General features: G+C 66.2%; 25 protein-coding genes. 11 read left to right on the top strand and 14 right to left on the bottom strand.

Annotated elements, in window-relative coordinates; all coding sequences use genetic code 11:
- Positions 1 to 377: 377 nt before the first annotated feature.
- The gene (locus HTUR_RS05720) at positions 378 to 1,661 is read left to right on the top strand and encodes a Cdc6/Cdc18 family protein (RefSeq protein ID WP_012942353.1); all 1,284 of its coding nucleotides are present in this window, start codon (positions 378 to 380) and stop codon (positions 1,659 to 1,661) included.
- Positions 1,662 to 1,861: 200 nt separating this feature from the next.
- Here the strand turns inward: HTUR_RS05720 and HTUR_RS05725 are convergent, their stop codons facing one another.
- The 3 genes from HTUR_RS05725 to gdhB all read right to left on the bottom strand — a co-directional run bounded on the left by HTUR_RS05725 (position 1,862) and on the right by gdhB (position 4,848).
- Complete coding sequence (locus HTUR_RS05725) at positions 1,862 to 2,590, bottom strand: cytochrome c biogenesis protein CcdA (RefSeq protein ID WP_012942354.1); 729 nt, start codon at positions 2,588 to 2,590, stop codon at positions 1,862 to 1,864.
- Positions 2,591 to 2,737: 147 nt separating this feature from the next.
- On the bottom strand, positions 2,738 to 3,421 hold the full coding sequence (locus HTUR_RS05730; RefSeq protein WP_012942355.1) for a TlpA family protein disulfide reductase: 684 nt from the start codon (positions 3,419 to 3,421) through the stop codon (positions 2,738 to 2,740).
- A gap of 152 nt (positions 3,422 to 3,573) precedes the next feature.
- Positions 3,574 to 4,848, bottom strand: coding sequence for a glutamate dehydrogenase GdhB (gene gdhB, locus HTUR_RS05735; RefSeq protein ID WP_012942356.1), 1,275 nt, complete (start codon positions 4,846 to 4,848; stop codon positions 3,574 to 3,576).
- A 183-nt stretch (positions 4,849 to 5,031) separates the two neighbouring features.
- Between gdhB and HTUR_RS05740 the strand changes: the two genes are divergently transcribed.
- Positions 5,032 to 6,432 (top strand): NAD-dependent succinate-semialdehyde dehydrogenase, encoded by a 1,401-nt coding sequence (locus tag HTUR_RS05740; protein ID WP_012942357.1) that lies wholly within the window; start codon positions 5,032 to 5,034, stop codon positions 6,430 to 6,432.
- A 1-nt stretch (position 6,433) separates the two neighbouring features.
- Here the strand turns inward: HTUR_RS05740 and HTUR_RS05745 are convergent, their stop codons facing one another.
- Both HTUR_RS05745 and HTUR_RS05750 read right to left on the bottom strand, forming a co-directional pair.
- A complete protein-coding gene (locus tag HTUR_RS05745) occupies positions 6,434 to 6,748 on the bottom strand; it encodes a hypothetical protein (RefSeq protein WP_012942358.1) in 315 nt (104 codons plus the stop codon).
- 108 nt (positions 6,749 to 6,856) lie between these two features.
- Positions 6,857 to 7,207: a DUF5658 family protein gene (locus HTUR_RS05750; RefSeq protein ID WP_049941835.1), complete on the bottom strand. Its 351-nt coding sequence runs from the start codon at positions 7,205 to 7,207 to the stop codon at positions 6,857 to 6,859.
- Between the two features lie 919 nt (positions 7,208 to 8,126).
- Between HTUR_RS05750 and HTUR_RS05755 the strand changes: the two genes are divergently transcribed.
- Both HTUR_RS05755 and HTUR_RS05760 read left to right on the top strand, forming a co-directional pair.
- Positions 8,127 to 9,299 (top strand): hypothetical protein, encoded by a 1,173-nt coding sequence (locus tag HTUR_RS05755; protein WP_049941625.1) that lies wholly within the window; start codon positions 8,127 to 8,129, stop codon positions 9,297 to 9,299.
- Between the two features lie 75 nt (positions 9,300 to 9,374).
- On the top strand, positions 9,375 to 9,614 hold the full coding sequence (locus HTUR_RS05760; RefSeq protein WP_012942362.1) for a hypothetical protein: 240 nt from the start codon (positions 9,375 to 9,377) through the stop codon (positions 9,612 to 9,614).
- Between the two features lie 32 nt (positions 9,615 to 9,646).
- Here HTUR_RS05760 and HTUR_RS05765 read toward each other — a convergent pair whose 3' ends face one another.
- From HTUR_RS05765 to HTUR_RS05780, 4 genes are all read right to left on the bottom strand, one after another.
- Positions 9,647 to 10,516, bottom strand: coding sequence for a class 1 fructose-bisphosphatase (locus HTUR_RS05765; RefSeq protein ID WP_012942363.1), 870 nt, complete (start codon positions 10,514 to 10,516; stop codon positions 9,647 to 9,649).
- Between the two features lies 1 nt (position 10,517).
- Positions 10,518 to 11,312: a class I fructose-bisphosphate aldolase gene (locus tag HTUR_RS05770; protein ID WP_012942364.1), complete on the bottom strand. Its 795-nt coding sequence runs from the start codon at positions 11,310 to 11,312 to the stop codon at positions 10,518 to 10,520.
- Between the two features lie 116 nt (positions 11,313 to 11,428).
- On the bottom strand, positions 11,429 to 12,211 hold the full coding sequence (locus HTUR_RS05775; RefSeq protein ID WP_012942365.1) for a hypothetical protein: 783 nt from the start codon (positions 12,209 to 12,211) through the stop codon (positions 11,429 to 11,431).
- 105 nt (positions 12,212 to 12,316) lie between these two features.
- On the bottom strand, positions 12,317 to 13,345 hold the full coding sequence (locus HTUR_RS05780; RefSeq protein WP_012942366.1) for an SGNH/GDSL hydrolase family protein: 1,029 nt from the start codon (positions 13,343 to 13,345) through the stop codon (positions 12,317 to 12,319).
- 85 nt (positions 13,346 to 13,430) lie between these two features.
- Between HTUR_RS05780 and HTUR_RS05785 the strand changes: the two genes are divergently transcribed.
- The 4 genes from HTUR_RS05785 to HTUR_RS05800 all read left to right on the top strand — a co-directional run bounded on the left by HTUR_RS05785 (position 13,431) and on the right by HTUR_RS05800 (position 17,458).
- Entirely contained in the window at positions 13,431 to 14,285 is an 855-nt protein-coding gene (locus HTUR_RS05785) for a 3-hydroxyacyl-CoA dehydrogenase family protein (protein WP_012942367.1), read from the top strand.
- Between the two features lie 163 nt (positions 14,286 to 14,448).
- Positions 14,449 to 15,687 (top strand): pyridoxal phosphate-dependent aminotransferase, encoded by a 1,239-nt coding sequence (locus tag HTUR_RS05790; RefSeq protein ID WP_012942368.1) that lies wholly within the window; start codon positions 14,449 to 14,451, stop codon positions 15,685 to 15,687.
- Positions 15,688 to 15,789: 102 nt separating this feature from the next.
- The gene (locus HTUR_RS05795; RefSeq protein WP_012942369.1) at positions 15,790 to 17,076 is read left to right on the top strand and encodes a hypothetical protein; all 1,287 of its coding nucleotides are present in this window, start codon (positions 15,790 to 15,792) and stop codon (positions 17,074 to 17,076) included.
- A gap of 124 nt (positions 17,077 to 17,200) precedes the next feature.
- The gene (locus HTUR_RS05800; RefSeq protein ID WP_012942370.1) at positions 17,201 to 17,458 is read left to right on the top strand and encodes a DUF5789 family protein; all 258 of its coding nucleotides are present in this window, start codon (positions 17,201 to 17,203) and stop codon (positions 17,456 to 17,458) included.
- Positions 17,459 to 17,563: 105 nt separating this feature from the next.
- On the opposite strand, the gene HTUR_RS05805 is transcribed toward HTUR_RS05800, so the two are convergent.
- Positions 17,564 to 18,610: a phytoene/squalene synthase family protein gene (locus HTUR_RS05805; RefSeq protein ID WP_012942371.1), complete on the bottom strand. Its 1,047-nt coding sequence runs from the start codon at positions 18,608 to 18,610 to the stop codon at positions 17,564 to 17,566.
- A 176-nt stretch (positions 18,611 to 18,786) separates the two neighbouring features.
- On the opposite strand from HTUR_RS05805, the gene HTUR_RS05810 reads away from it, so the two are divergent.
- Positions 18,787 to 19,428, top strand: a complete 642-nt coding sequence (locus HTUR_RS05810) for an SDR family oxidoreductase (RefSeq protein ID WP_012942372.1) — start codon at positions 18,787 to 18,789, stop codon at positions 19,426 to 19,428.
- A gap of 136 nt (positions 19,429 to 19,564) precedes the next feature.
- Positions 19,565 to 20,710 carry an acyl-CoA dehydrogenase gene (locus HTUR_RS05815; protein WP_012942373.1) on the top strand — a complete coding sequence of 382 codons (1,146 nt, stop codon included), beginning with the start codon at positions 19,565 to 19,567 and terminating at the stop codon, positions 20,708 to 20,710.
- A 62-nt stretch (positions 20,711 to 20,772) separates the two neighbouring features.
- Here HTUR_RS05815 and HTUR_RS05820 read toward each other — a convergent pair whose 3' ends face one another.
- The 3 genes from HTUR_RS05820 to HTUR_RS05830 form a co-directional block, all read right to left on the bottom strand.
- Positions 20,773 to 21,381 carry a DUF7344 domain-containing protein gene (locus HTUR_RS05820; protein ID WP_012942374.1) on the bottom strand — a complete coding sequence of 203 codons (609 nt, stop codon included), beginning with the start codon at positions 21,379 to 21,381 and terminating at the stop codon, positions 20,773 to 20,775.
- A gap of 531 nt (positions 21,382 to 21,912) precedes the next feature.
- Complete coding sequence (locus HTUR_RS05825; RefSeq protein ID WP_012942375.1) at positions 21,913 to 22,212, bottom strand: PadR family transcriptional regulator; 300 nt, start codon at positions 22,210 to 22,212, stop codon at positions 21,913 to 21,915.
- A 53-nt stretch (positions 22,213 to 22,265) separates the two neighbouring features.
- On the bottom strand, positions 22,266 to 23,192 hold the full coding sequence (locus HTUR_RS05830; protein ID WP_012942376.1) for a DUF3267 domain-containing protein: 927 nt from the start codon (positions 23,190 to 23,192) through the stop codon (positions 22,266 to 22,268).
- A 130-nt stretch (positions 23,193 to 23,322) separates the two neighbouring features.
- Between HTUR_RS05830 and HTUR_RS05835 the strand changes: the two genes are divergently transcribed.
- The gene (locus tag HTUR_RS05835) at positions 23,323 to 23,634 is read left to right on the top strand and encodes a DUF7111 family protein (protein ID WP_012942377.1); all 312 of its coding nucleotides are present in this window, start codon (positions 23,323 to 23,325) and stop codon (positions 23,632 to 23,634) included.
- Positions 23,635 to 23,725: 91 nt separating this feature from the next.
- Here the strand turns inward: HTUR_RS05835 and HTUR_RS05840 are convergent, their stop codons facing one another.
- Positions 23,726 to 24,064 (bottom strand): DUF7410 domain-containing protein, encoded by a 339-nt coding sequence (locus HTUR_RS05840; RefSeq protein WP_012942378.1) that lies wholly within the window; start codon positions 24,062 to 24,064, stop codon positions 23,726 to 23,728.
- Positions 24,065 to 24,127 lie beyond the last annotated feature (63 nt).

The raw sequence follows: 24,127 nt of genomic DNA on the forward strand, positions 1-24,127 counted from the left end.
GGACGAACGGAGTTGACTCAACATCGTAGTGCTCTCGCACTTGTCGGGAATCGTTCGCTGCCCGAGTCGTCTACGCTGTTGCCTCAGTCGTCCACGCTGTTGGCTGCGTTATTCACGACGGGTTCGGCGAGCAGTATTCAGTGAGTGCGAGGAGTGCTGATCGACGAGGGGGGTGTCCGTCGTGCCCGTTTCACTCTGAACGAGGGGTCTGGGTCTCCCGATCGGCACTGCAGTCCGTCGACCTTCAGTCTGATTCGGGAAGGAGATCAATTCGAGCGGCTCCGGTCGATACGATGTCTTTGAGAACGTCTCGAGTCGGTTTATCAGTCTGAACTACCTTCCACAGATTTATTAGGTCGCTCTTCGAGCACGGAGACATGGCTGATCAGGCAGGGGACCCGCTTTTTCAATCACAGGATCCGATCTTCGATCGGAAGGAACTCCTCCACGTCGGGCACGTCCCCGACGAGGATCGGATCGTCGGGCGGGACGACGAGATCGAATCCGTCGCCGCCGAGATCGGCGCGATCACGCGCGGCGATCCGCCGAACAACGTGATGATCTACGGGAAGACCGGGACCGGCAAGAGTCTCATCTCCCGACACGTCGCGACGCGCGCACAGAACGCCGCTCGAGGGAACGGTATCGACTGCGGCGTGCTCTACGTCGACTGCTCGGAGGCGAACACAGAGACGCGGACGACGCGCCAGTTGGCGCTCAGTCTCAAGGACGGAACCGACTACCGAGAGAACATCCCGGTTCGAGGCGTCGGGACGATGGAGTACTACCAGCACATCTGGGCGATCCTCGAGGACTGCTTCGACGCGGTCGTCGTCATCTTAGACGAGATCGACAAACTGGACAACAGCAACATTCTGATGCAGCTCTCGCGGGCGCGTGAGGCCCGGAAGACCGACGCTTACATCGGCGTCATCGGGATCAGTAACAAGGTCAAGTATCGGGAGACGCTCGACGAGCGTATCGACAGCAGCTTCGGCCACCGCGAACTGTTCTTCCATCCCTACGACGCCTCCCAGCTCAGGGAGATCATGCGCAACCGCGAGGACGCCTTCCAACCCGACGTCCTCGCGGACGGAACGATCGAACTCTGTGCCGCGCTGGCGGCGAAGAAACACGGCGACGCCCGGAAGGCGATCGAGATCCTGAAAGAGGCCGGCGAACTCGCTCGCCGCACCGGGAGCGAGACCGTCTCGGAGGACCACATCAAGCAGGCCCAGGAGGTCGCCGAGATCAACCGAATTGAGGAACTCACCAGCGGAGCGACCGTCCACGCGAAACTCGCCCTCTACGCGCTGGCGAGTCACATCATCACTGGGGAGCGAGAGACGTACAAGACCCGGGAGATCTACCAGCGATACGTCGGCATCTGCGATCTGGTCGCGACCGATCCGATCACCGAGAACGGCCTCTACCGCCAACTGAAGGAACAGGCGTTCCTTGGCGTCATCGAATCAGAGAAGACCGGCGGCGGCCGCTCCCAGGGGAGTTACCTCCTCCATCGGCTGGTCACCGATCCGAAGCACATCGTCAAGGCCGTTCGACGGGACGCCTCGCTCGAGGAACTTCCCACCTACGACCGACTCGCCGAGACCGAACCGGCGACCGGCGGTCGCGACACCGATCTCTCTTCGTTCGACTGACGGCGATTGCGATACGGATCCTCAGTTTCGATTGCACGTTTTGACGTGGGACGGCCAGCACTCGTGGCTTGGGACTCGAGTCGCCCTCATCCAACCTTCTCCTCCACCCCACACCCACTTCGGACGCCTTTCACTCTGAACGAGGGGTGGGGGTCCCGCCGCCCGCTGCCCATCGGCGGCGAGCGATAGCGAAGTCCCGATCACCCCAGATGGAGATCGAACGGCGGTTCTAGCCCCGCGGTTCCGGGGACGACGTTGAAGACGAACACCAGATAGTACAGCGAGACGACGAGCAACACGACGCCGACGACCCGATTGATCGGACCGCTGTAGCGAGCCAGCGTCCGCGTGACGCGCTGGCCGAACGGCTGGGAGACGAGGGCGAACGCCAACAGCGGAGCGCCGATTCCCAGCCCGAACGCGAGAAAGCCGAGCATGACCTCGAGTTGCGAGTCGAACGCGGGGAAGGCGACCGTCGACCGGCCGAAAAACAGCGCGATCAGCCCCGGGTTACAGGGGATGACGGTCGCCCCGAAGAAGAAGCCGTAGCCGAACGCCGACAGTGTCGGGTACCGCGTGTGCGGCGGTTCGATCGTCGGTACCCGGGCGAACCCGCTCGGCGAGACGACCAGTACCACGCCGACGACGGCGAGGACGGCGAAGGCGACGGGCGAAACCAGCCCGACGGCGTCCGAGACGCCAGCTTCGAAGACGACGGTCCACAGCAGGCCGACGAGCGTCACGAACGCGAGCACGCCCGCGACGACGAGGCCCCCGAGCACCGCGACGGGCGTGTCGCGGCTCCCCTCGCCGGCCGATGCCAGATAGGCGATGAAGGCCGGGTACAGCGGCACGACACACGTCGCGGTCAGCGGCGTCGCGAGACCGATCAGGAAGAACTCGAGCAGCGCGGCGGTCGTCGACGTCATCTCGTTCGCGTCCTCGCAGTCGGTATCGCGGCCGGGACCAACGGGGCCGAAAGAGTGGTTGCCGACCGTCGTCGCTCGCTACGGCACTCGCTGCGTGGCGGTGATCGACTGCGATCGGACTCTCGAGTGAGGCGTCTCATCGTTGGCTTATGCGCTCGAGTTTGTCGAGTCGTCCGAGTCGCTCGAATTGGTTGCGTTGCTCTCACCAGTCGAGTTGCCCGAATCGTCCGAACCGCTCGAGTCGACCGGTCCGCAGACGTCCGCGAGAATCGACTCGAAATGCTCGGCGTCGACCTTTTTCTCGAGCCGGTAGACGCCGCCGTCCGGACAGACGACGATGACCGGCGAACTCGCGCTGCTGGTCACTTCGCGTCCGAAATCCGACGAGAGGGAGCCCGTCACCTCGTCGGAGGCGACGCCGAACCGCCACTCGTAGCCCTCTTCGTCAGCGTGAGCGCGAATATCCTCGGGATTGTCGTTCGGATCGATCGTGAGGTCGACGATTTCGACGTCGACGTCGTCGCTCTCGTAGACCGTGTCGAATTCGCGGTGCTGGGACCGACAGACCGCACAGCCGATTGCGAACGTGTGAACGATGACCGGCCGCTCAGTGTCCTCGACGCTGAACTCCTCGTCGGTCGTCACGTCGGTCAGCGCCGCGGTCCGCCAGGTCGCATCTTCACTGACGTCGACCGCTTCGGGCTCCGGCGCGGATTCCTCGTTCGATTCGTCGCCGTCGTCACCCGTACATCCCGCGAGGGCGGCGACCGACCCTGCACCGACTAACTGAAGGATGTCTCGCCGAGCGACCGTATCGCGTCCAGTCGTCATTCTACCGTCCCCTAGTGCGGCAGACTAACAAGAATTCTGGTACGCGTCTCGATAGCTGACCACGCTCGTCGGGCGACGGCTCTCTGCCGTCGGCACCCGTCGCGAGTCCCGCGTTGTACGGATGGAGTGCGACCGCTCGAGGAAGTACCCGACTACGGCCAGAGCCCGCGGGTCTCGTGGGCGCTCGCGATCCGCTCGAGGGCGACGATGTAGGTCGCGTCCCGCCAGGTGACGTCCCGGGCGTCGTACTCCGTCCGGACGTCCTCCCAGGCCGTACACATCTCGCTCTCGAGTTCGTCGTTGACCCGCTCGAGCGTCCACGCCCGGCGGTTGATGTCCTGGAGCCACTCGAAGTACGAGACGGTGACGCCGCCGGCGTTGGCGATGATGTCCGGGATCACGGGAATCTCGCGTTCCTCGAAGATGCGCTCGGCCGTGGTTGTCGTCGGTCCGTTGGCCCCTTCGACGATCATGTCGGCCTCGACGTCGCGGGCGTTCTCGCCGGTCAGGACGTTGCCGATCGCGGCGGGAACGAGCACGTCCACGTCCAACTCGAGCAGTTCCTCGTTCGTGAGCGTCTCGGGCGCGTCGTAGCCCGAGACCATGCCCGGACTCTCGTCGTGGTCCTCGACGTCGGTCGTGTCGAGTCCGTCGGGATCGTAGATCGCGCCGTCGACGTCCGAGACGGCGACGACGGAGGCGCCGAGGTCGTCGAGATATCGGGCCGCGTTGGCGCCGACGCTGCCGAACCCCTGCACAGCGACGGTCGTCTCCTCGATGTCCCAGTCGTAGTACGCCATGGCCTCGCGCGTGATGATGCCGACGCTGCGGCCCGGTGCCTCCTCGCGGCCGTAGCTTCCGCCGACGACCGGCGGCTTGCCCGTGACGACGCCGGGGGTGGTCTCGCCCTGTTGCATCGAGTAGGCGTCCATGAACCAGGCCATCGTCTGCGGATCCGTCCCCATGTCCGGCGCGGGGATGTCCGTCATCGGGCCGATCACCGGCCGCAGCTCCTCCGCGAAGCGGCGGGTGAGACGCTCTTTCTCGTCTCCGCTGAGCTCCTTCGGATTGACGACGATTCCCCCTTTACCGCCGCCGAAGGGGAGGTCCATCACCGCGCACTTCCAGGTCATCCACATCGAGAGGCCGACGCACTCCTCTTCGGATACTTCCGGATGGTAGCGCAGGCCGCCCTTGTACGGGCCGCGAACGCTGTCGTGGTGGGCCCGATACCCGGTAAACATCTCGCGGGAGCCGTCGTCGCGCTCGAGGGGAATCGTCACGCGGTGGACGCTCGTCGGGTGGCGCAGGCGGTCGACGATCCCCTCGTCGACGTCGAGGTGGGCCGCCGCGCGCTCGAGTTGGTGGCGGGCTGTTTCGACGGCGCTCTCCGACTCGGACTCCGACTGCGGATCAGCAGCTGTCATAGTAGAATCGAGGGCTCCGTGGCGGATCTTGCTCGAGCCCGGTCAAAACCCTTGGCGCTGCACTCGTCTGCGTCGGCGGCCGCGTGCCGTCTCCGTACGCTCGAGGCACGCTACAGGCGTGCGGATCGCGTCCCTTCCATCGCCACGCCACGTTTGAAGCGCCTCGTCGTCGTCGGGAACCGCGTGTCAATCGAAAGCACCAATCCGGCGACGGGCGAGGTCGTCGACACCTTCGACGAGACCTCGAGCGGCGATCGGGAGGCCCACCTCGATCGCGCGGTCGAGACCTTCGAGGAGTGGAGCGAGACGCCGATCGAGCGCCGCCAGCGACTGCTGTCCGCGGCGGCCGACGTCCTCCGTGAGAACAGCGCGGAGTACGCCGAACTGATGACCAAGGAGATGGGCAAGCCGATCGGGCAGGCCCGCGACGAGGTCGAGAAGTGCGCGTGGGTCTGTGACTACTACGCCGAACACGCCGCCGAGCACCTCGACGACGAAGTCATCGCGAGCGAACCCGAGGCCCGGACGCTCCTCTCCTACGAGCCGCTCGGGCCGATCCTGGCGATCATGCCCTGGAACTTCCCGTTCTGGCAGGTGTTTCGCTTCGCCGCTCCAAACCTCGCGGCGGGCAACGTCGGGCTGCTGAAACACGCCTCGAACGTCCCCGGCTGCGCGCGGGCGATCGAGGACGTGTTCCGGGAGGCGGGCTTCCCCGAGGGCGCGTTCACGACGCTGCTGATTAGCTCGAGCGAGATCGACGAGGTGATCGAAGACGACCGGATCGCGGGCGTCACGATCACCGGTAGCGACGGCGCGGGCCGATCGGTCGCCGAAACGGCCGGCAGCCAACTCAAAAAGAACGTCCTCGAGCTCGGGGGAAGCGACCCCTTCGTCGTCCTCGAGGACGCACCCATGGAGAAAACCGTCGAGACGGCGGTGCAGGCCCGGCTCATCAACAACGGCCAGTCCTGTATCGCGGCCAAGCGGTTCGTCGTCGTCGACGAGGTCTACGACGAGTTCCTCGAGCGCTTCGTCGAGGAGATGGACGCCCAGACGGTCGGCGATCCGATGGACGAAGAGACCGATATCGGCCCGCAGGCCCGCGAGGACCTCGCGGAGGAACTTCACGAACAGGTCGAGAAGACGCTCGAGGCCGGCGGCGAGTGTCGGCTCGGCGGCGAGCCGATGGACCGCGACGGCGCATTCTACCCACCGACCGTCCTCACCGATGTCCCCGAAGACGCGCCCGCGGACCAGGAGGAACTGTTCGGGCCCGTCGCGACGGTGTTCCGCGTCCCCGACGAGGAGGCCGCGATCGAGAAGGCCAACGACACTCGCTTCGGTCTCGGCGCCAGCGTCTGGACGGAAGACTTAGAGCGCGGCGAGCGCGTCGCCCGGCAGTTCGAGTCCGGGCTGGCGTTCGTCAACGAACTCGTCAAGTCCGATCCGCGCTTGCCCTTCGGCGGCGTGAAGGACTCCGGTTACGGCCGCGAACTCGCCCGCGACGGCATTCGGGAGTTCGTCAACCGGAAGACGATCTGGGTGCAGGGCGACGCGGGAGAGGAGACGGAGATGGTCGAGTAACCTATTCGTCGCGAAACCGGACCTCGGCGTCGTCGCGGCGTCCGTCTGCATCCTCGGCATCCTGGAACTGCTCCTCGGAGTAACTGAGTTCGACGCCGCCGTTCTCGACCGTCGTCCACCACCATCGCCACAGCACCCCGTAGACGACCGACGTGACGATCACGTACAGCAACATCGGCTCCGGTGGCAGTGGCATCGATTTCGTGCTGATCTCGTCGCGATCCGATTCGATCGCCGTCCGGTTCTCGCTGCGTCCGCGTCTCGCTTCGCCGTCGACTCGAGTAACGGCGCTCGATCCCGCTGTCGTCTCGGCCATGTGTCCCCCTCAAATGCGGGGTCAGTTTCCCGTACTACGTCATTCGTTATCAAGGTGGTCGGGGGTGAGGTTCGCTCGAGACGCAATCGCTCGAACGACTCGAGGCGGCTACATGACCGTCGAAATCGCGTAGAGGTTGATACAGACCGCGATCGTCCAGGGAACGGCGAGGCCGGCGGGAACGATGGCCCGATAGGCCGCGGGCAGGAGGGGACGACAGACCAGCCCGATGGCGATCGCCAGTCCCTTGAGCGCGAACATGCCGACGAAGCCGTGGCCGTCGATCGCGCTGCGAGCGACCGGGTTCGATTCGACCAGCCCCAGCCGAAGCCCGGCGAACGTCGTCAGAACGTCCCCGAGCAGCGAGAGGGCGACGAGAACCCACAGCGCGCGCTCGAGGGCGGTCGGCGAGACCGCGAGCGGGAGATCGAACTGCGGGTAGGCGCCGTCGGAGCTCATCGGCTCCCCGCCGGAGTCGAACCGGATATCGTGGTGATCGACCGTCGCGACCGTCGGGAGCGTGTCACGGATACGCGACGGTTCCACGACTCGGGGTATTGTTATGGGAGCCGTAGACGCCGTTCCGTCCGCGTAACACGTCGGTAACCGGTGCCGAACGGCATCGCAACGGCCTCGAGAGCGTCCGGCTGTGGGATCGCCGGCGCAGTCCGTGGTCGATAGCGCCGCTGGAGATGTCGGCCGTTAGTAGCCGCCACGGATCGAGTCGCGGCCGTTCTGGGGTGGTTCCGCCCGGATATCCCGGACAGGACTCGATTACGAGCGGTGATCCCGGCGATATCGAGCCGGTTCCGTCGGTAGCGGTCCGCTTCGGTCGGGTAATCGAGTGATACCGGTGCTCGAGACGGCCGAAGTCCGACCGATACCGACGCTCGAGGCGAGGGTCGGAAGCGCCGTCGGACTGCGTCGACGACGGCACAGAGGGAAAGAGAGGAGAGCGGTTCGCGTCGACCGACCGCACCGATCGTTTGGAGTTCGCCACGAGGGATGAGGAGGATCGCGTGTCGTGGGACGCGAACCGATCGGGAGTGAGTCGTACGGGCGGGCAGACGGAGCCGAAGTCGGTCGCGGAAACGTGCGACCCCCTCGATCCGCGCTGCCCGGCCGTACTGCCTCCGTGGTCACCAGCACGGAGACATCGTACGCTGGACGGCCGACTGACACCAACGCTCGTGTTCAGTCGTCCAGCTATTATATTGGGGGTCGGCCCCCGCGATCCGAAACGGAAACGGCAGATGCAGGCAGAATCGCTTTCGACGATTTTGCCGTTGTATCTGATCCGGGACGACCATCCCGTGTAGGTGAACATTAGCTTTGCCACTACGCGGGGTGCATCCGAGTTGAACAATCGAGTAGCGGCATGGAACGTACATATACCGAGCATCTCAGCTACCGTCTCGCGACGATTCGAGACCGTATCGAGGCAGGCATGGACCGTCGCGAGTTTCTCCGGACCTTGATTACCGGCGGCTACGGGATCGGCGTCGCGGGGCTGCTCGGCGTCGACGACTTCCTCGCGGCCGACGACGGCGAGGTCCCGATCGTCACCGCGTTCGTCAGACCCGACCCCGACGACCCGTGGTCCCTCGAGAAGCGAACGAAGTACGTTCCCGCGGAGTGGTACGCCACCGTCCAGAAAGCGTTCGAGCTAAACGAGTTGCTGGCGCGGACGGCGTTTACCGGCTACCTCGGCAGCGCCGTCGTGCCCGGCTCCTACGACAGCGCCACCGCGTCCGTTTCCGTCGGCATCTCGAGCGACGCGGGCTCGATTCGCGAGGCGCTCGACGGCCTCGCCGACGGCGTCTCGATCGATATCGAGACGATCATCGATATCGACGCCATCGAACAGGGACCCGAGGATCTCGATCCGCGGCTGGCTGACTCCATTACGAACGGCGCGGTGCCGACGGGCGTCGCCTGCGAAACGGCCGACAGCCTCGCGACGCTCGGTCCCACGCTGTACGATCCCGACACCGAACGGGAGCTGTTCGTGACAGCTGAACACGCCTTTCAGGGCGGTGCGAAGGCGCACAGCGACGAGCTCGCGTTGCCTCTCGAGAACGACGATTCGATCGAACTCGGCACCGTCGACCGCGCCCATCCGGCCGAGGACGTCGTCGCCGTCGAGCCGTACGGAACCGTCGAACCGTCGGACAGGGTCGACACGCCGTCGACGGCCCGCGTTCGCGGCCAGTTCACGCGGCTCGGACTCGCCGACCTCGTCGCCCGCGACGCGGAACTCGAGAAGGTCGGCGCAGTGACCGGCCACACGGTCGGCAAGATCCAGGGGATCGACGCAGTCACCTGCTTCACCGACGACTTCTGTCGCTACGGCCAGATCCGCTGGGGCGGCGAGATGGACCTGACCGACGGCGACAGCGGGTCGGTGAGCTTCCATTCCGACCCCGAGGGCGACGACGACGAGGTACTTATCGCCGGGTTCAACAACGCGCGGACCTGGTGGCCGGGCCAGAGCTACGTCTGGGGAGTCGGCGCCTACAAGATAACCGAGGAGCACGGCTACTACTTCTGACCGATACTGTATCGATGATCGCTCACGACCACACGCCGTCCGCGTTCACCGTTACCACCTGCACGCACCGAACCCATGGCAACTGATACCGCTTCCGGATCGAACCACGAATCGAACCGCGACCGCCGAACCCTCCGCGGCCTCGTGAGCACCGTCGTTCGCCTCCTCATCGACCTGCTGGTCGTCACGGCCTGGGTCGTCTTCCTGACGCTGTTCTTCCTCGAGGTCGCGTGGCCCCAATGGGCGTTTTACGCGCTGCTCATCGCCGGGATCGGCGTCTACGTCGCCGTTACGGCGGCGTGGCGTCGCGACTGAACTGCTACTAGAAAACCGCCCGACGACGGCGATTACTCGAGCGTCTCCTCGAGTCGGTCGATCAGGTCGGCGTTGCCGACGTGGACCGGCGTCCGGTCGTGTAACGCGTCGGGTTCGACGGACAGCAGCGACTCGTCGCCGTTCGAGGACCGTCCCCCGGCGCGTTCGACGATGTAGCCGATAGGGTTGCCCTCGAACTGCAGTCGCAGTTTGCCCTCGGGACTGGACTCGAGACTGGGGTACGCGAAGACCCCGCCGTAGGTGAGCACCTGGTTGACGTCGGCGATCATCGCGCCGCCGTAACGGAGCTTGAGCTCGTTTTCGATCTCGCGGGCGTAGCTCTCGAAGTCAGCGGGCCAGTCGGGGACGCGGCCGCCGAAGCCGTAGACGACCGGCTCGTCGGGTAGCGTGACGTCCCGCTCGATGAGTCGGCGTTCACCGCCGGTCATCTCGTACTCGGAAACGGTCTCCTCGGTGGCGATCACCATGGTCGTGATCGGTCCGTAGAGGACGTAGCCGGCCGCGATCAGGTCCTCGCCCGGCGCCGGCAGGGCGGCGTCGTAGACGCCGAAGATCGTCCCCATGGCGTTGTTGGACTTCAGATTCGAGGAGCCGTCCAGCGGGTCGACGGCGACCGCGTAGGCGTCGCTCGAGTCGGGGTCCTCGCCGCAGTCGATGGCTTCGGGGCGCTCCTCGCTGGCGTACTGTCCGACGCCGTCGATCGCGGCGAGGCGCTCGCCGAGCAGCTCGTCGGCCCAGACGTCGGCCTCCATCTGGGTCTCGCCGCTGGGGTTCTCCTCGTCGACGGCGCCGCGGCGGCCGATGAGTCCCTGCGTGATTTCGGTCGCCGAGCGGCTGATGGTCGCGACGACGCTCTCGACGACTGGATCGGACACCGTCATCCTACTCAGTCTGCTCGAGTGCGGCGTCGGCGGTCTCCTCCTCGTAGATGACCTTTTCGAGGGCATCGAGCAGCCGGGTGGGATCCTCGCGCTGCCAGACGTTGCGACCGACGGCCAGCCCCGTCGCGCCGGCGTCGATCACGGCCTCGACGGTCGAGAGGAACTCGTAGTCGGAGGTCTTCGAGCCGCCGGACATGACGACGTTCATGTCGCCGGCACACTGCACCGCGTGAGCCATCGCGTCCTTGCTGCCGGGATACTTGACCTTCGCGATGTCGGCGCCCAGTTCGAGGGCCAGTCGCGTCGCGTAGGAGATGGTACCCGGCTTGGTGTCGTTTTTCAGCCCCTGTCCGCGCGGGTACGACCACATGACCATCGGGAGGTCGTACTCGCGGCCCTTCTCCTGAGCGTCGCGGAACTCCTCGACCATCTCGATCTCGTGGTTCGAGCCGCCGTAGACGGTAAATCCGAGGGCGTCGGCGCCCAGTTCGGCGGCGTAGTCGACCGAACAGTTGACCGCCGAGTCCGGCTCGCCCATCCAGAGGTTCGACGTCCCGTTTAACTTCAACAGGAGGTTGACGTCGTCCTCGTAGCTGGGGTAGTAGCCCTCGGCGATCCCCTTCTGGACGGCCATCGTGGTGACGGCGTCGTGCGTCGCCGTCTCGAAGACCGTCGACGGATCGAGCTTCTCCGGAACGTCTTCGAAGTCGACGGGCCCGTGCTCGAGCCCGTGGTCCATCGCGAGAATCAGTGACTTGCCGTCGCGAACGATCGGGGAGTCGTCGATCGGAATCATCTGTTAGACGGTCCACTAGGCCGCTATATATCTCTGATGGTCCGGATTATCGAAATTACGTACATTCGTAGTTATTAGCCAGACAGCGCCGCTCGAGTCGACTCGAGCGATCCCCGTCAGTTATCGAGCAGTTCCCGCGCGTTGTGCCGCCAGCTCCGGACGTGCAAGACGTCGAGATCGAGAGCGGTGGCGACCGTGAAGGCGCTCACCGTCGCCAGCCGTTCCGCCGATCGAACGCCGGCCTCGGCCAGTTGGGCTGCGTCGTCGGGCCCAACGCCGGTGACCGCCGTCGCGGGCGTCGGTTTCGGATACGGCCGCTCCGAGGGGCTGTCGCGCTCGACGGCGGCGATCGGCGAGTGCTCGTACTCGAAGGACTGCCAGTCCTCGTCCCCGCTGACCGCGATCCACTCGCGCTCAGCGGCCCCGAGACCGCGCACCTCGCTCGAGCGCCGCTCGAGGTCGCCGTCGCCCTCGAACGACCACGGCAGCGAGAACCGTCGTCGCAGCGTGTCCGCGGTCGCCTCGTCGAGCCCCGCGTTGAGCAACAGCCGGTAGGAGTACTCCTTCTCGCGGACCGCGTCGGGATCGACGCCGGCGTTCTCGAGGCGTTCCCGCTCGCCGGTCTCGAGTTCGCGGCCGCGACCGCGGCCGTCGCGGTCGCCTCGTTTCCCATCGTCCGTCCGGTCCCGGACCGATTCGTCGGCCGAGTCGTGATAGTCGTCTTCGTCGAACGCGAGTTCGACGTGGTCGGCGTCCTCGTCGATGTCCTCGACGTCGATATCGACCGAGATGCCGATCCCGAGATCAACCGTTTCGGCGCCGACGTCGGCGTCGGCTGCGCCGGTGGTCTCGTTGCCCCCCTTCCCTCCCCGTTCGGTGACGGCGTCGTTCTTGCTCACACGGTTCACCAGTTACCGATAGCTCACACCCTCGATCCTTGAATGTTACCTTCGAGTGAATGTATCGATATAGTGAACGAGCGTTCGACGCCGACGGTCCGCCGATCAGTCCTCGATCAGGGGCTCGAGTTCGGTGGCGAGGGTCTCGCCCATCGTGATCATCGCGTTGTCGCCGGGGTGGACCAGATCCGTGGTGAGCCCGCCGATCGTGGGAAGCAGTTCGGGGCCCTCGAGGAGGTGGACGTTATCATGGGTCGTTTCGGCGACGATTTCGCGCAGTTCCTCGCGGAATCGCTCGCAGAGTTCGGTCTCGCCGTTGCTCCGACAGACGTCCATGGAGTTCCGGAAGATAGTGATCGCGACGACCGGTTTCTCGGGGTGGGCGCTCGCCACGCGGTCGATCAGGTTCGCGGCCCGCTCGCGGAACGTCTCGGGGTCGAACGTACCGACCATGTTCACCGAGACCGAGAGCGTCACGACGTCCCAGTCGTCGCGCTCGGCGATGTGGTCGGCCATCGCGGCGTCGCAGTAGGCGGTGCCACAGGAGCCGAGATTGATGAGGTCGGCGTCCAGCCGGCGGGCCGTCTGGCTGACGTACGTCAGGTGCTCGGCCAGCGGCGCCTCGCCCTCGGTGATCGAGGTGCCGTAGGCGAGGTAGCGCCGGTCGGGGAGCTCCGCGTCGCGAGGCGGTCGGACCTCGCCCTCGACGCCGTGGTAGACCATCGGCCCGCCGCGGTGTTCGCCCGGTAGCCGGATCCGACAGACGCGGGGATCGAACGCGAGGTCCTCGACGGCCGACGGCTCGAGGTCGGCGAGCTTCTCCGGCGGCGAGACCTCGATTTCCGTCGGCTCGGAGCCGACGACGACCTCGGTCGAGCCCTGAATCGGCCCCCAGAAGACGCGGACGGTCCCCTCCTCGGCGCTTCCACCGGAGACCGTCGAGAGCGTCACCGTCGCGGAACCGTCGGGGACGAACCGGAGTTCGACGCCCGCGGGATGGCGCATCCGCGACTGCGCGCCGTCGTTGAGTTCGGTCCGTACCGATTCCGGAACGCGTTGGAGCAACTGTCCGTCTCGACCCTCGACCGGTCGGCTATCGCCGACGTTGTGGAACTGGATCCCGTCCTGTTGCATAGTTTACCCGACTTTCCCAGCGGCTTATAATTCTAGTTCCGGTTCCCGCCCCCACGTTTACCAGTCGGTGCGTGCAACTCGAGGCATGGTTCGCGACCGAATCGAGCGGATCGGCGTCGTCGGCGCGGGAACGATGGGCAGCGGCATCGCACAGGTCGCCGCCACGCACGGCTACGACGTCGTGATGCGCGACATCGAACGGGAGTTCGTCGATAGCGGTTTCGAGACTATCGATGCCAGCCTCGGCCGACTCGAGAGCCGGGACGCCATAGCGGACGATCCCGAGACGATCCGCGATCGGATCGAGGGGACGACGCTCATCGACGACCTGTCGGACTGCGACCTCGTCGTCGAGGCCGCCCTCGAGGAGATGGACGTGAAGAAAGAGGTGTTCGCGGACTTAGAGCGGGTCTGCGACGAGGACGTGCTGCTCGCGACGAACACGAGCACGCTCTCGATCACCTCGATCGCGAGCGACCTCGAACATCCCGAGCGAGTGATCGGCCTGCACTTCATGAATCCCGTTCCGATCATGGAGGGCGTCGAGGTGGTCGTCGGCGAGAAGACGACCGACGCGGCGACCGAGCTCGCCCACGACCTCGCCGAGGAGTTGGAGAAGACGACCTGGGAGGCCGACGACAAACCCGGGTTCGTCACCAACCGCATCCTGATGCCGTGGATCAACGAGGGGATCCGGGCCTTCGACGAGGGCGTCGCTACGAAGGAGGACATCGACGCGGGGATGGAACTCGGCACGAACGTCCCCATGGGCCCGTTGACGCTAGCCGATCACATCGGGCTGGACGTCTGCCTGCACGCCTCCGAGACGCTCCACGAGGAACTCGGCGACCGCTACAAGCCCGCTTACCTCTTAAAGCGGAAGGTCGAGGCCGGCGACCTCGGCAAGAAGACCGACAAGGGGTTCTACGAGTACGAGTAGCTCCGCGAGTAACGACCTCGAGTCGGCAGCCGGCATGGGTAGTCCTCGCGTCGGCAGTCATCACCTCGAGTCTGGAGACACGAGTTACCGAAGTCCACGGACGGACCCTCACGTCGGTTCCGACACCAAATCTTCTTGCCGTCCACGGACATCGGTTCGCGCAATGAATCGATCGTCCGCCTCCCAATCCGACACCGAACGCGGGACCGAGAGCGATCGGCTCTCCGACCGCGTCCGCGAAATCGAGCCACAGGGGATCCGCGTGATGTTCGAACTCGCCGCCGAGTACGAGCGCGAGCACGGGGACGAGGTCGACCTCGTCCACCTCGAGTTCGGCGAACCCGACTTCGATACGCCGGAACACGTCGTCGACGCGGCGTTCGAGGCCGCCCGCGACGGAGCGACCCGGTACACCTCGAACGCGGGCCTCCCGGCGCTCAGGGAGGCGATCGCCGAGACGCTGTCGGCCGACGGCGATCTGACGGTCGATCCCGAGTCGGAACTCGTCGTCACGAACGGCGGCGTCGAGGCGCTGCACCTCGCGATCCAGACGGTCGTCGATCCCGGCGAGGAGGTCGTCGTGCCGACGCCCGCGTGGCCGAACCCGATCTCGCAGACGAAACTCGCCGACGGCGTCCCTGTCGAGGTGCCGATGCCGGCCGAGGAGGGGTTCGAACCCGATCCCGAGCGGATCGTCGACGCCATCGGACAGAACACGGCGGCGGTCACGCTGACCTCGCCCTCGAACCCGACCGGGCGGGCGTACGCCGCGGACGCCGTCGAACGCGTCGTCGAGGCCGCGGCCGAACACGACGCCTACGTGCTCGCCGATGAAGTCTACAGACAACTCACCTACGACGAGATTCCGCCCCGCGTCGCGAGCGTCGTCGACCGCGACGAGTGGGTCCTCTCGATCGACTCCTTCTCGAAGGCCTACGCGATGACCGGCTGGCGCGTCGGCTGGCTCTCCGGCCCCGAGGACGTCGTCGCACAGATCGCGAAGATCCACGAGAGCACGACCTCCTGCGTCAACACGCCCGCCCAGTACGCCGCGATCGAGGCGCTGACCGGGCCTCAGGAGCCGTTCCGCGAGATGATCGCTGCCTTCCGTTCCCGCCGGGACTACGTCGTCGACCGCCTCGAGTCGACACCCCACGTTTCCGTCGCTCGACCCGAGGGAGCCTTCTACGCGTTCGTCGACGTGAGCGCGCTCGAGGGCTCGAGCGTGGACGTCGCCAAGCGACTTCTCTACGAGCAGGGCGTCGTCACGGCGCCGGGAGCGGCCTTCGGCGACGGCGGGGAGGGACACCTCCGGCTGAGTTTCGCGAACGATCGCGATCGACTCGAACTGGGGCTCGATCGGCTCGAGGAGTTGGTTCGAACCGAACTGGGCGCCGAGTGAGTACGGGTCACACCGTGTATAGTCCGGACCGCGATCGCCCGTCGAATGTCTCCGTCAGATCCACCTCAATGTTTTTATATCCTATACTCGAACGATAAAAATATGCGCCCCTCCCGCCTCGCGATCGTCGCCCTCCTCTGTCTCGTCGGCCTCACGGGAATCGCCGCCGTCGCGGGCGCACCGCCGCCGACGCAACTCTGCGGGGTCTGTAGCATCGAGGCGACCGACAGGGCGGGGATCGACGGCGCGACCGGGTCGGGGACCCTCGATATCTACGTCGACGAGCGCGGCGATTCGCTCTGGCGGGCCCGCGTTCCCGTCGACTCCTCGGCCGCCAAGCGGTACCGAGCTAACGAGAGCGCCCTCGAGGCCGCGGTCGACGACGCGTGGGCGCCCTATCACGCGGCCGAGGGCGACGTCAGCGCCGTCGAGTCGACGCTCGAGGAGGAGACGGTAGTCGTCGAGTACGCCGTCGACGACGTCGCCAGGCCGGGCATCGGCGACGCCTGGATCGTCGATTACTTCGCCGTCGGGACGTCGAACGCTCGCTACGGCCGGACGGCCGAGCGCGTGACGATTCACGCACCCGAAGGGACGGGAATCACGAACCGCGTCCCGGACGCCGCGGTCGACGGGAACACCGCGACGTGGACGGACGACGCCGAATTCGGCGGACAGACGTACGTCACCTACGGCAGCGGCGGCGTTCTCGGCACGGCGGCCGGCTACGCTACGATCGGGCTCGAAACGGGCCCGACAGCCCTCGAGCACGGGGTGCGCGGCGGCGTCGCGCTCAGCCTCCTCGTCGGGTTCGTCGGCGTCACGATCGGTCGAACCGACCTGGGGATCGCCGCCTTCGACGCCGCGATGCTCGAGCGGTTGATCGCGGCTGTCGGCGCCGTCGGCGCGGCGGGTTTCCTCGTCGTCGGCGTGGCCGCGACCGACGCCGGCCTCGCGCCGGGCGCCGTTGCGCTGGCCTCGCTGGGGGTCGGCTACGCCCTGCTGGGAAGCGGGGCGCGCCGCCTCGGCCGTCGGCTCGAGACCCGCGGGCTCGTCGGGCTGTCGCTCCTCGCGACGGTCGTCGCCGGCGGGGTCGCCCTCCTGCTCGCCGGTCCGCCGGTGTACGCGGTCCCGTTCTGTTTCGGCGCGGCCACCGCGCTCTGTCTCCCGATCGGATACACCGCCGAGCGCGGACGGTTCCCGGTCGCGCTCGTCGCGGTCGCCGCGCTCGCGCCGATCGCCGCGATCGCGAGCGTCGCTCCCGTCTCCGTGTTCGGCTACGGACCGGCCCTGTACGGCCTCTTCCTGTTGCCCTGGGTCGCGGCCGTCGCCGTCTTCGGCTACCCGCTCGCGCTGCTCGGTCGACGGCTCGCGCTCGGCGTCGACTGACCGCTCGAGGTCGGAATCGAACCGAACGGCACGCGGAAAGCGGATGAGCGAACTGTTCGGCGCGGATCGTCACGATCGCTGACGCATGCGTAGCTGTAAGCGGACTGGCGTCGAAGGTCTCGTCATGGGCCGAAACGTCCACCTCAACGACATCGAGCCGGTGCTCGAGGAACTCGACTACCCGATCTCTCGGGACGCGGTCGCCGATCAGTGCGACGACGTGACGCTGGTTCTGGCCGACGGCGAGGAGAACCTCGGCGACCTCGTCGCCGAGTCGGGCGGTGACGAGTTCTCGTCGATGGACGATCTGGAGTCGGAAGTGTTCAACCTCCTCCCTCGCCACGCTGTCGGCGAGCCCTACCAGTCCGAAGGGGAAGGATAGGGGAACGGACCGATCTCGGGGCCGAACGCGGCGCTATCGGACGGACACTCGAGCGTCACGTAGCGCTCTCGGGCGCGTGCTGAACGGACGACCGAGAGAAACGAGTCAGTGGTGTAACGGTTTCTCCGCCATCTCCTTGCGCAGTTCGGCCAGGTTCGACCGCGAGACGCCGTCCTCGAACTGCTGGAGCAACGCGAAGACCTCGGCTCGAGAGACCTTGACGTCGCCCTCGCGGATGACGTCCTCGGGGCGCTCGCGAAGCTCTCGGAGCGTTCCAACGGCCAGCAGGTAGGGGATCGCCCACGCGGAGAGCCGGTTGCCGTGGTGTTCGGGGACGACCTCGAGGTAGCGCTGGGCGTCGTCGAGGTAGCGTTCGGCGCGGCCTGTCACCCGCTGGATGACGTTCGTGACGCCACCGTGATGGGCCTCGTCGGTGACTTCCTCGACGTCGACGTTCTCCGCCGCGAGCCACTCGGCGGGGAGGTAGACGTTGTTCTCCTCGTGGTAGTCGTCCTCGACGTCCTTCGCGATGTTGACCAGTTGCAAGAGGAGGGCGAACGATCGGGCGTTCTCCCGCATCTCGTCGGCACGCTCTCGAGAGGTGCCGCGGGCGACCAGCCCGGTGATCAGCGTCCCGACGGTGCCGGCGGCGTACCAGCAGTACTCCTCGAGTTCCTCGATGGTCTGGAGGCGCAGCCCGCCCTCGGTGGCGTACCGGTCGGTGAACATCGCCATGCCGTCGACGAGTTCTCGAACTGGTTCGCGCATGATCTCGCGGGGCTCGTCGTCCAGCGACTCGAAGGTCCGCAGCACCCGCGGCGTCTGGGCGACGACCTCCCAGTCCTCGCTGCGTTCCTCGGGGAGCCACGGCTCGACGTCGGCCATGAACTCCGAGACGGTCCGGTCGGCGTCCGGATCGAGCACGCGATCGTATTCGGTGAGCAATTCCGTCTGCGTTTCCGGCGGAATGTGTCCCGCGTCTTCGATCGTGTCGGCGACCCGACAGAGGAGGTATCCCAGACAGATGTGTCTCGCCATCGGCTCCTCGAGCCGATCGATCGTGATCGAAAAGGTCCGCGAAACGCCGTGAACCGCGTCGTAACACCACTCCAGGTCGGCGTCAGTTGGAGGTTCGGGCTGGCCCGTGGTCATCTACTCGAGTCCTTTTCGACCTCTCCCGGGAAAAACACCCCGGTCGCGGCGTGTTCTTCCGGTCGACGTGAGAGTCGCCGGCCGAGCCCGGTATCCGGCGCGATCGAACGCGGGGAGACTGCGCCCCGGCACCTCCCGACGCAATTCGTTTCCCGACGCGCGGCCAAGGCACGGACGTGACTCGGACCGTACTCGTCGCCGGCGCACACGGACAGGTTGGACAGCACGTCACCGAACTGCTCGCCGAGCGCGACGGCACCGCTCGAGCGATGGTCCGCGATCCGGACCAGACCGACGAGGTGGAAGCGCTGGGCGGAGACCCCGTCGTGGCGGATCTGACCGAGGACGTCGCCGACGCGGTCGAGGGCTGCGACGCGATCATCTTTGCCGCCGGCTCGGGCGGCGAGGACGTCTACGGCGTCGACCGCGACGGCGCGATCAACCTGATCGACGCCGCCGAAGCGGCGGGCGTCGATCGCTTCGTCATGCTCAGTTCGATGGGCGCCGACGACCCGGTGTCGGGCCCCGACGCGCTCGAGGACTACCTGACGGCCAAGGCCGAGGCCGACGAGTATCTCCGCCAGAGCGGACTGGACGAGACGATCGTCCGTCCGGGCGAACTGACGAACGACTCCGGCACCGGGACGGTCGAGGTCGGCGACGACATCGGGCTGGACGCCGGCGACATCCCCCGCGAGGACGTCGCCCGGACGCTCGTGGTCGCGCTCGAGCACGACGAACTGATCGGGGAGACCTTCGAACTCCTCTCGGGCGACGAACCGATCGACGAGGCCCTCGCGACGATCGCTCCGAACTGAGCGTCGCTCGGTGCCCGTTTCGGGCTCGGCGTCGACGCTTCCCGACCGCAGTGGTCGGGCTTGTTTCGCCCGACCGACCGTCGAAACGTCCGTGCGGAACGATACCACTAACAACGCGCGTCTCGATAGCTCGCGCATGGACTTCTCACTCTCACCCGAACAGGAGCAGATCCGCGACATGGTGTCGGAGTTCGTCGACGAAGAGGTCGTCCCGGTCGCTCAGGGGATCGATCACGACGACGAGTTTCCCGCCGACCTCGTGAGCGAGATGGCCGAACTGGGCCTGATGGGGATGCCGTTCCCCGAGGAGTACGGCGGCGCCGGACTGGACTACCACTCCTACGCGATCGGACTCGAGGAGATCTCCCGCGGTTCGGGCGGTCTCGGCACGATCGTCGCCGCCCACACGTCGCTGGCCGGGAACATGCTCTACGAGTTCGGCGACGAGTCCCAGAAGGAGGAGTACCTGACGCCGCTGGCAGAGGGGCGAGATATCGGCGCGTTCGCGCTCTCGGAAGCGGGCGCGGGTAGCGACGTTCCCGCGATGGATACCGTCGCGGAAAAGGAGGGCGACGAGTACGTGATCAACGGCGGCAAGCTCTGGATCTCGAACGGCTCCGTCGCCGATACGGTCACCCTCTTCGCGAAGACTGATCCCGACGCGGGCAACAAGGGCATCACCTCCTTTATCGTCCGTCCCGAGGAGGACGACGGCTTCATCGTCGAGGGAACGGAAGACAAGCTCGGCGACAAGGGCTGTCCCACCGCGGAGCTCCGATTCGACGAGATGCGAATCCCCGAGTCCCGGCGGCTCGGCGAGGAGGGCGAGGGCTTCGTCCACGCGCTGAAGACGCTCAACGGCGGCCGGATCACCATCGCCGCCCGCGGCGTCGGTATCGCCCGCGCGGCCTTCGAGGAGGCTCGCGACTACGCCAACGAGCGCGAGCAGTTCGGCCAACCCATCGGCGAGTTCCAGTCGATTAAGCACAAGCTGGCCGACATGGACACGAAGATCCAGGCCGCGAAGATGCTCATGCACAAAGCGGCGGACAAGAAGATTCGCGGCGAGAACTACATCAAGGACGCTTCTCAGGCCAAACTCTACGCCTCCGAAGTGAGTCGCGAGGTCGCCAACGAGGGGATTCAGATCCACGGCGGCTACGGCTACACCAAGGACTTCGCCGCTCAACGGTTCTACCGCGACGCGAAACTCAACGAGATCTACGAGGGGACCAGCGAAGTGCTGCGGAACACGATCGGCGACCAGCTGCTCGAGGAGTAGGGAGTCCCGCCGATCACCGATCGAGTGTCCGACCGTGCGGCCGTCCGCTCGGACGCGTTCCGTCAGTAGAGCGGGCGACTATCGTCGGCGTCGTCGCTCGAGTGGGGAACGGCGAGCGTCGCGGCGACGTGAGCCAGACCGAACAGCGCGACGGTGATCGCCGCGAGAAGCAGTCCGGAAATCGGGAGCAAACCGGACGCGGAGGCCGCCAGCAGGCCGACGCTCGCGCCGATCGCCCCGACGTAATACTCGCTGTTCGAACGCGCAACCGATCCTCGAGAGGTGTCGTCGGTCGATCGGTCGTCGCTAGCGGTCGCGTTCGTCGCGTCGAGATACGGGCGAAAGATCTCGAGTCGATCGGACGGACGGACGATGCCGCGGGGTTTGTCGTACTCGATGATCCCCTCCTCGTCCAGTTTCGGCAGATGACTCTGGTACAGCGGGATGTAGACGCGCTGGCGCTGGGTCGAGGTCAGGTTTTCGACGGTCGTCTCGTTTTCTTTCGCCGCGACGAGTTCGGCGATGTCGCGCATCTTGACGGGGTCCGTTTCCGCTCTGTCCAGCAGATAGGCGATCACGTCTCGTCTGCGATTCGTCTGGAGGATGTGGAAGATCTCGTCCTGAGAGAGTTCGCGCGGTTCGTCGGATCGTGAATTCCCGGAGGACTCCATCGAAGGGCGGGATCGACGTCCTACGTTTCGCACCATTCGGTAATTGAGAAGGAATTTGACCAAACATAAACCTTCTCCACTAATTAGTGAAATTGTTCATACACTGGTTCGCAATTGAATCTAGTATGTTGCTGATCGTCCGCGATTACTAACAGATCGTGACTGGCGCCTCGACGTCGGAGGCGTGCGTTAGCAGCAGAGTTCAGAATTCGGTGTCCGGACTTGTCTCCTCTCCAGAGTCTATGCTTCGGCGTATACGAACTAAATCTAGCCCAAATTTCATATCCGAAATCACCTCATTTCGAGGTAGTGTTTGCTAAATAACACGATCGGGAGCGGCGTATTTCACGCTATCTCTCTGACTACACCACTGACGGTCGCGGTCAGCGAGAGGACGACGTCGACCTGCAACGAACTGCGTCGTAGAGAAAGACGAGACGGGCGCAACACCGACCGCAGCCGTCCGGTTTCGACCGTCAGAGACGGTACATTCGTCGACGTGTGGGCGGCGAACGAGGACGACCGAACGGGCTACTCGCTCGAGTCGCCGCCCGCGAGACAGTTCCGAACCCACTCGTAGTGGTCTCGAACCCGCCGCTCGCCGGCCGCGGTGAGCGCGTAGACGTCGTACAGCCCTTCGGTGTGTTTCTCGACGAAACCCGCGTCCTCGAGCGCCGACAGCGAGCCGTAGAACGACTTCGGATCGAGATGCTCGTCGTAGTGGGACTCGAGGCGCGACTTCAGCTGCTGACTGCGCAGTTCGCCGTCCTCGGCGCCGGCCAGTAGGAAACAGATGTCGCGGCGGCGACCGCTCCGGAGCCACTTGCTCATAGTCCGGTCCTGACGTCGCGGACGCTCGAGCGTTACGGTTCGGCTCGCGGCCGTCAGTCGGATCGATCGAGGACGAGAGCGCGATAGCACTCCCGGGTCCCCGCCCATGCGAGTCCGCCGGCGGCCGCGGCGGCGAGTCCCGTAGTGGTTCCGAACTCGAGGAGGACCGCCCCCGCGCCGGAAGCGAGTTCGTGGCGGAAGAGGAACCACCGGCTTCCGGGCTCGCCGATCACGACGGTCCCCGAGCCGACGGCCAGCGAGACGAACACCGTCGCGACGAGCGCGGTCGCGAGCAGCGCCAGCGTCCCGACGGCGCCGACGACGAGCCGCGAGAGGAACCGCATTCCCGGCCGGCGGCCGCCCTCGGCGGGCGTGGAACTCGAGCCGTAGATCCCGAACCCCTGCGCGTCGCCGTCGGGAAGCGGACCGACGCGGACGTCCGCGGGATACTGCAGGAGGACGCCGGCCATCCAGAGGTCGCCGATCGAGCCGGCGGCGTTGGCCGCGAGCGGGACGATCACCAGCGACGATGGGTGGACGATCATCGCCGCCAGCCCGACGGCCGTGATTCCGACGAACGGTGCCAGCAGGGCGACGAGCAACTGGTTGCGCGTGTAGCTCGTCCCGTCGGTCTTCGCGTAGGCGTACGGGAGGACGAAGTACGCGGCGTCGACCCCGTAGCCGACGTCGCCGCCGTAGCGGGCCATGAAGACGCCGTGGAGCAGTTCGTGGGGGACGACGATCAGCGCGACGAGACCCACCGAGGCGACGAGCCAGGGCAGTGCGTCCGGGGGTGCGAACACCGGCACGATGATCGGCTCGAGCGAGGTGTCGAGAATCGCCGCGCGGACGTGTCCGAACAGGTAGGCGAAGCCGAAAAAGCCGACCGCGGAGACGACGACCCACTGGACGGCGACCGACCGCGTGCGTCGGAACGTCGCGATCAGTCGGGGCGACTCGCGAGGCTCCGTCCGGTTCACGACCGGAGCCTCTCGCGGCACCGAAAAATCGGTACCGATTCCCGCGCTCGAGCGATTCGGCCCCGGGTTCGGGACCGCAACCGCGAGGGAAATCGATACCTTCCCGGTTCTCGACCCGCGAGTGGCCGACATGAACGACGAAACCGACGATCGAACTACCGCGGAGCACGGAATCAAAGCGACATACACGGAGACCGAGTCGGAACGCCGCCTCGCGTTCGAGGTCACCGACGACGCCGCGGCGGCCCGCCCGGGCGCGACCGCCGCGATCGCCCAGAACATCGAGGGGTACGCCATGCTGAAGGTGCGTCCGACGGCCGACGGCGACGAACTCGAGCGCTACTACGGGTTCGACATGGCCCTGGACCACGCCGCGGAGTTGCTCGGCGTCGCCCCCCACGACCTGCCGGTGCCCGGGGCGGCCGAGGACATGGGGATGTGACCGGCGTCGGTATCTGTTCCCCGCGCGTCGTCTCGAGCCCCCCGTCACGCCGGCACTCTCCGAGTCGATCCGCCGGTCGACTCGAGCGGACTCAGAGAACGATCGCGTAGACGAACAGCAGCCCGAAGTACCCCAGAATCAGCGCGCCGAGCGCGAACAATCGATACCGGCGGACCGCCGGCCGCTCCGCGAGGTAGGCCCGCTCGAAGGCGGCCCGCTCGCGGTCGGAGAGGCGATCCGGGTGATCGAAGCCGCGATGGAGCGCCTCGAGTCGCCGCTCGCGAAACGGCCGGTCGCAGTAGGGACATCGCGTGGCCGGCTCATCACCCTGGAGATCAGTCACCGAGGCGCCCTGTTCACGGTCGGACGGATGGCTCTCGGCCCCGCCCTCGCTCTCTGCGGTCGGCCGCGATCGGTCGGTCGAGTGCACACTGCCCCCTACGCGATCGTCACGTATTGCTCTCCGCGTTCGTTTCAGCGATCGCGACTCGAG

Source organism: Haloterrigena turkmenica DSM 5511 (genome assembly GCF_000025325.1).
Lineage (GTDB): Archaea > Halobacteriota > Halobacteria > Halobacteriales > Natrialbaceae > Haloterrigena > Haloterrigena turkmenica.

Coding starts and splice junctions, on each gene's coding strand:
- HTUR_RS05720 (WP_012942353.1), top strand. CDS start 378: ATGGCTGATCAGGCAGGGGACCCGCTTTTTCAATCACAGGATCCGATC.
- HTUR_RS05725 (WP_012942354.1), bottom strand. CDS start 2,590: ATGACGTCGACGACCGCCGCGCTGCTCGAGTTCTTCCTGATCGGTCTC.
- HTUR_RS05730 (WP_012942355.1), bottom strand. CDS start 3,421: ATGACGACTGGACGCGATACGGTCGCTCGGCGAGACATCCTTCAGTTA.
- gdhB (WP_012942356.1), bottom strand. CDS start 4,848: ATGACAGCTGCTGATCCGCAGTCGGAGTCCGAGTCGGAGAGCGCCGTC.
- HTUR_RS05745 (WP_012942358.1), bottom strand. CDS start 6,748: ATGGCCGAGACGACAGCGGGATCGAGCGCCGTTACTCGAGTCGACGGC.
- HTUR_RS05750 (WP_049941835.1), bottom strand. CDS start 7,207: ATGAGCTCCGACGGCGCCTACCCGCAGTTCGATCTCCCGCTCGCGGTC.
- HTUR_RS05755 (WP_049941625.1), top strand. CDS start 8,127: ATGGAACGTACATATACCGAGCATCTCAGCTACCGTCTCGCGACGATT.
- HTUR_RS05760 (WP_012942362.1), top strand. CDS start 9,375: ATGGCAACTGATACCGCTTCCGGATCGAACCACGAATCGAACCGCGAC.
- HTUR_RS05765 (WP_012942363.1), bottom strand. CDS start 10,516: ATGACGGTGTCCGATCCAGTCGTCGAGAGCGTCGTCGCGACCATCAGC.
- HTUR_RS05770 (WP_012942364.1), bottom strand. CDS start 11,312: ATGATTCCGATCGACGACTCCCCGATCGTTCGCGACGGCAAGTCACTG.
- HTUR_RS05780 (WP_012942366.1), bottom strand. CDS start 13,345: ATGCAACAGGACGGGATCCAGTTCCACAACGTCGGCGATAGCCGACCG.
- HTUR_RS05785 (WP_012942367.1), top strand. CDS start 13,431: ATGGTTCGCGACCGAATCGAGCGGATCGGCGTCGTCGGCGCGGGAACG.
- HTUR_RS05790 (WP_012942368.1), top strand. CDS start 14,449: ATGAATCGATCGTCCGCCTCCCAATCCGACACCGAACGCGGGACCGAG.
- HTUR_RS05795 (WP_012942369.1), top strand. CDS start 15,790: ATGCGCCCCTCCCGCCTCGCGATCGTCGCCCTCCTCTGTCTCGTCGGC.
- HTUR_RS05800 (WP_012942370.1), top strand. CDS start 17,201: ATGGGCCGAAACGTCCACCTCAACGACATCGAGCCGGTGCTCGAGGAA.
- HTUR_RS05805 (WP_012942371.1), bottom strand. CDS start 18,610: ATGACCACGGGCCAGCCCGAACCTCCAACTGACGCCGACCTGGAGTGG.
- HTUR_RS05815 (WP_012942373.1), top strand. CDS start 19,565: ATGGACTTCTCACTCTCACCCGAACAGGAGCAGATCCGCGACATGGTG.
- HTUR_RS05820 (WP_012942374.1), bottom strand. CDS start 21,381: ATGGAGTCCTCCGGGAATTCACGATCCGACGAACCGCGCGAACTCTCT.
- HTUR_RS05825 (WP_012942375.1), bottom strand. CDS start 22,212: ATGAGCAAGTGGCTCCGGAGCGGTCGCCGCCGCGACATCTGTTTCCTA.
- HTUR_RS05835 (WP_012942377.1), top strand. CDS start 23,323: ATGAACGACGAAACCGACGATCGAACTACCGCGGAGCACGGAATCAAA.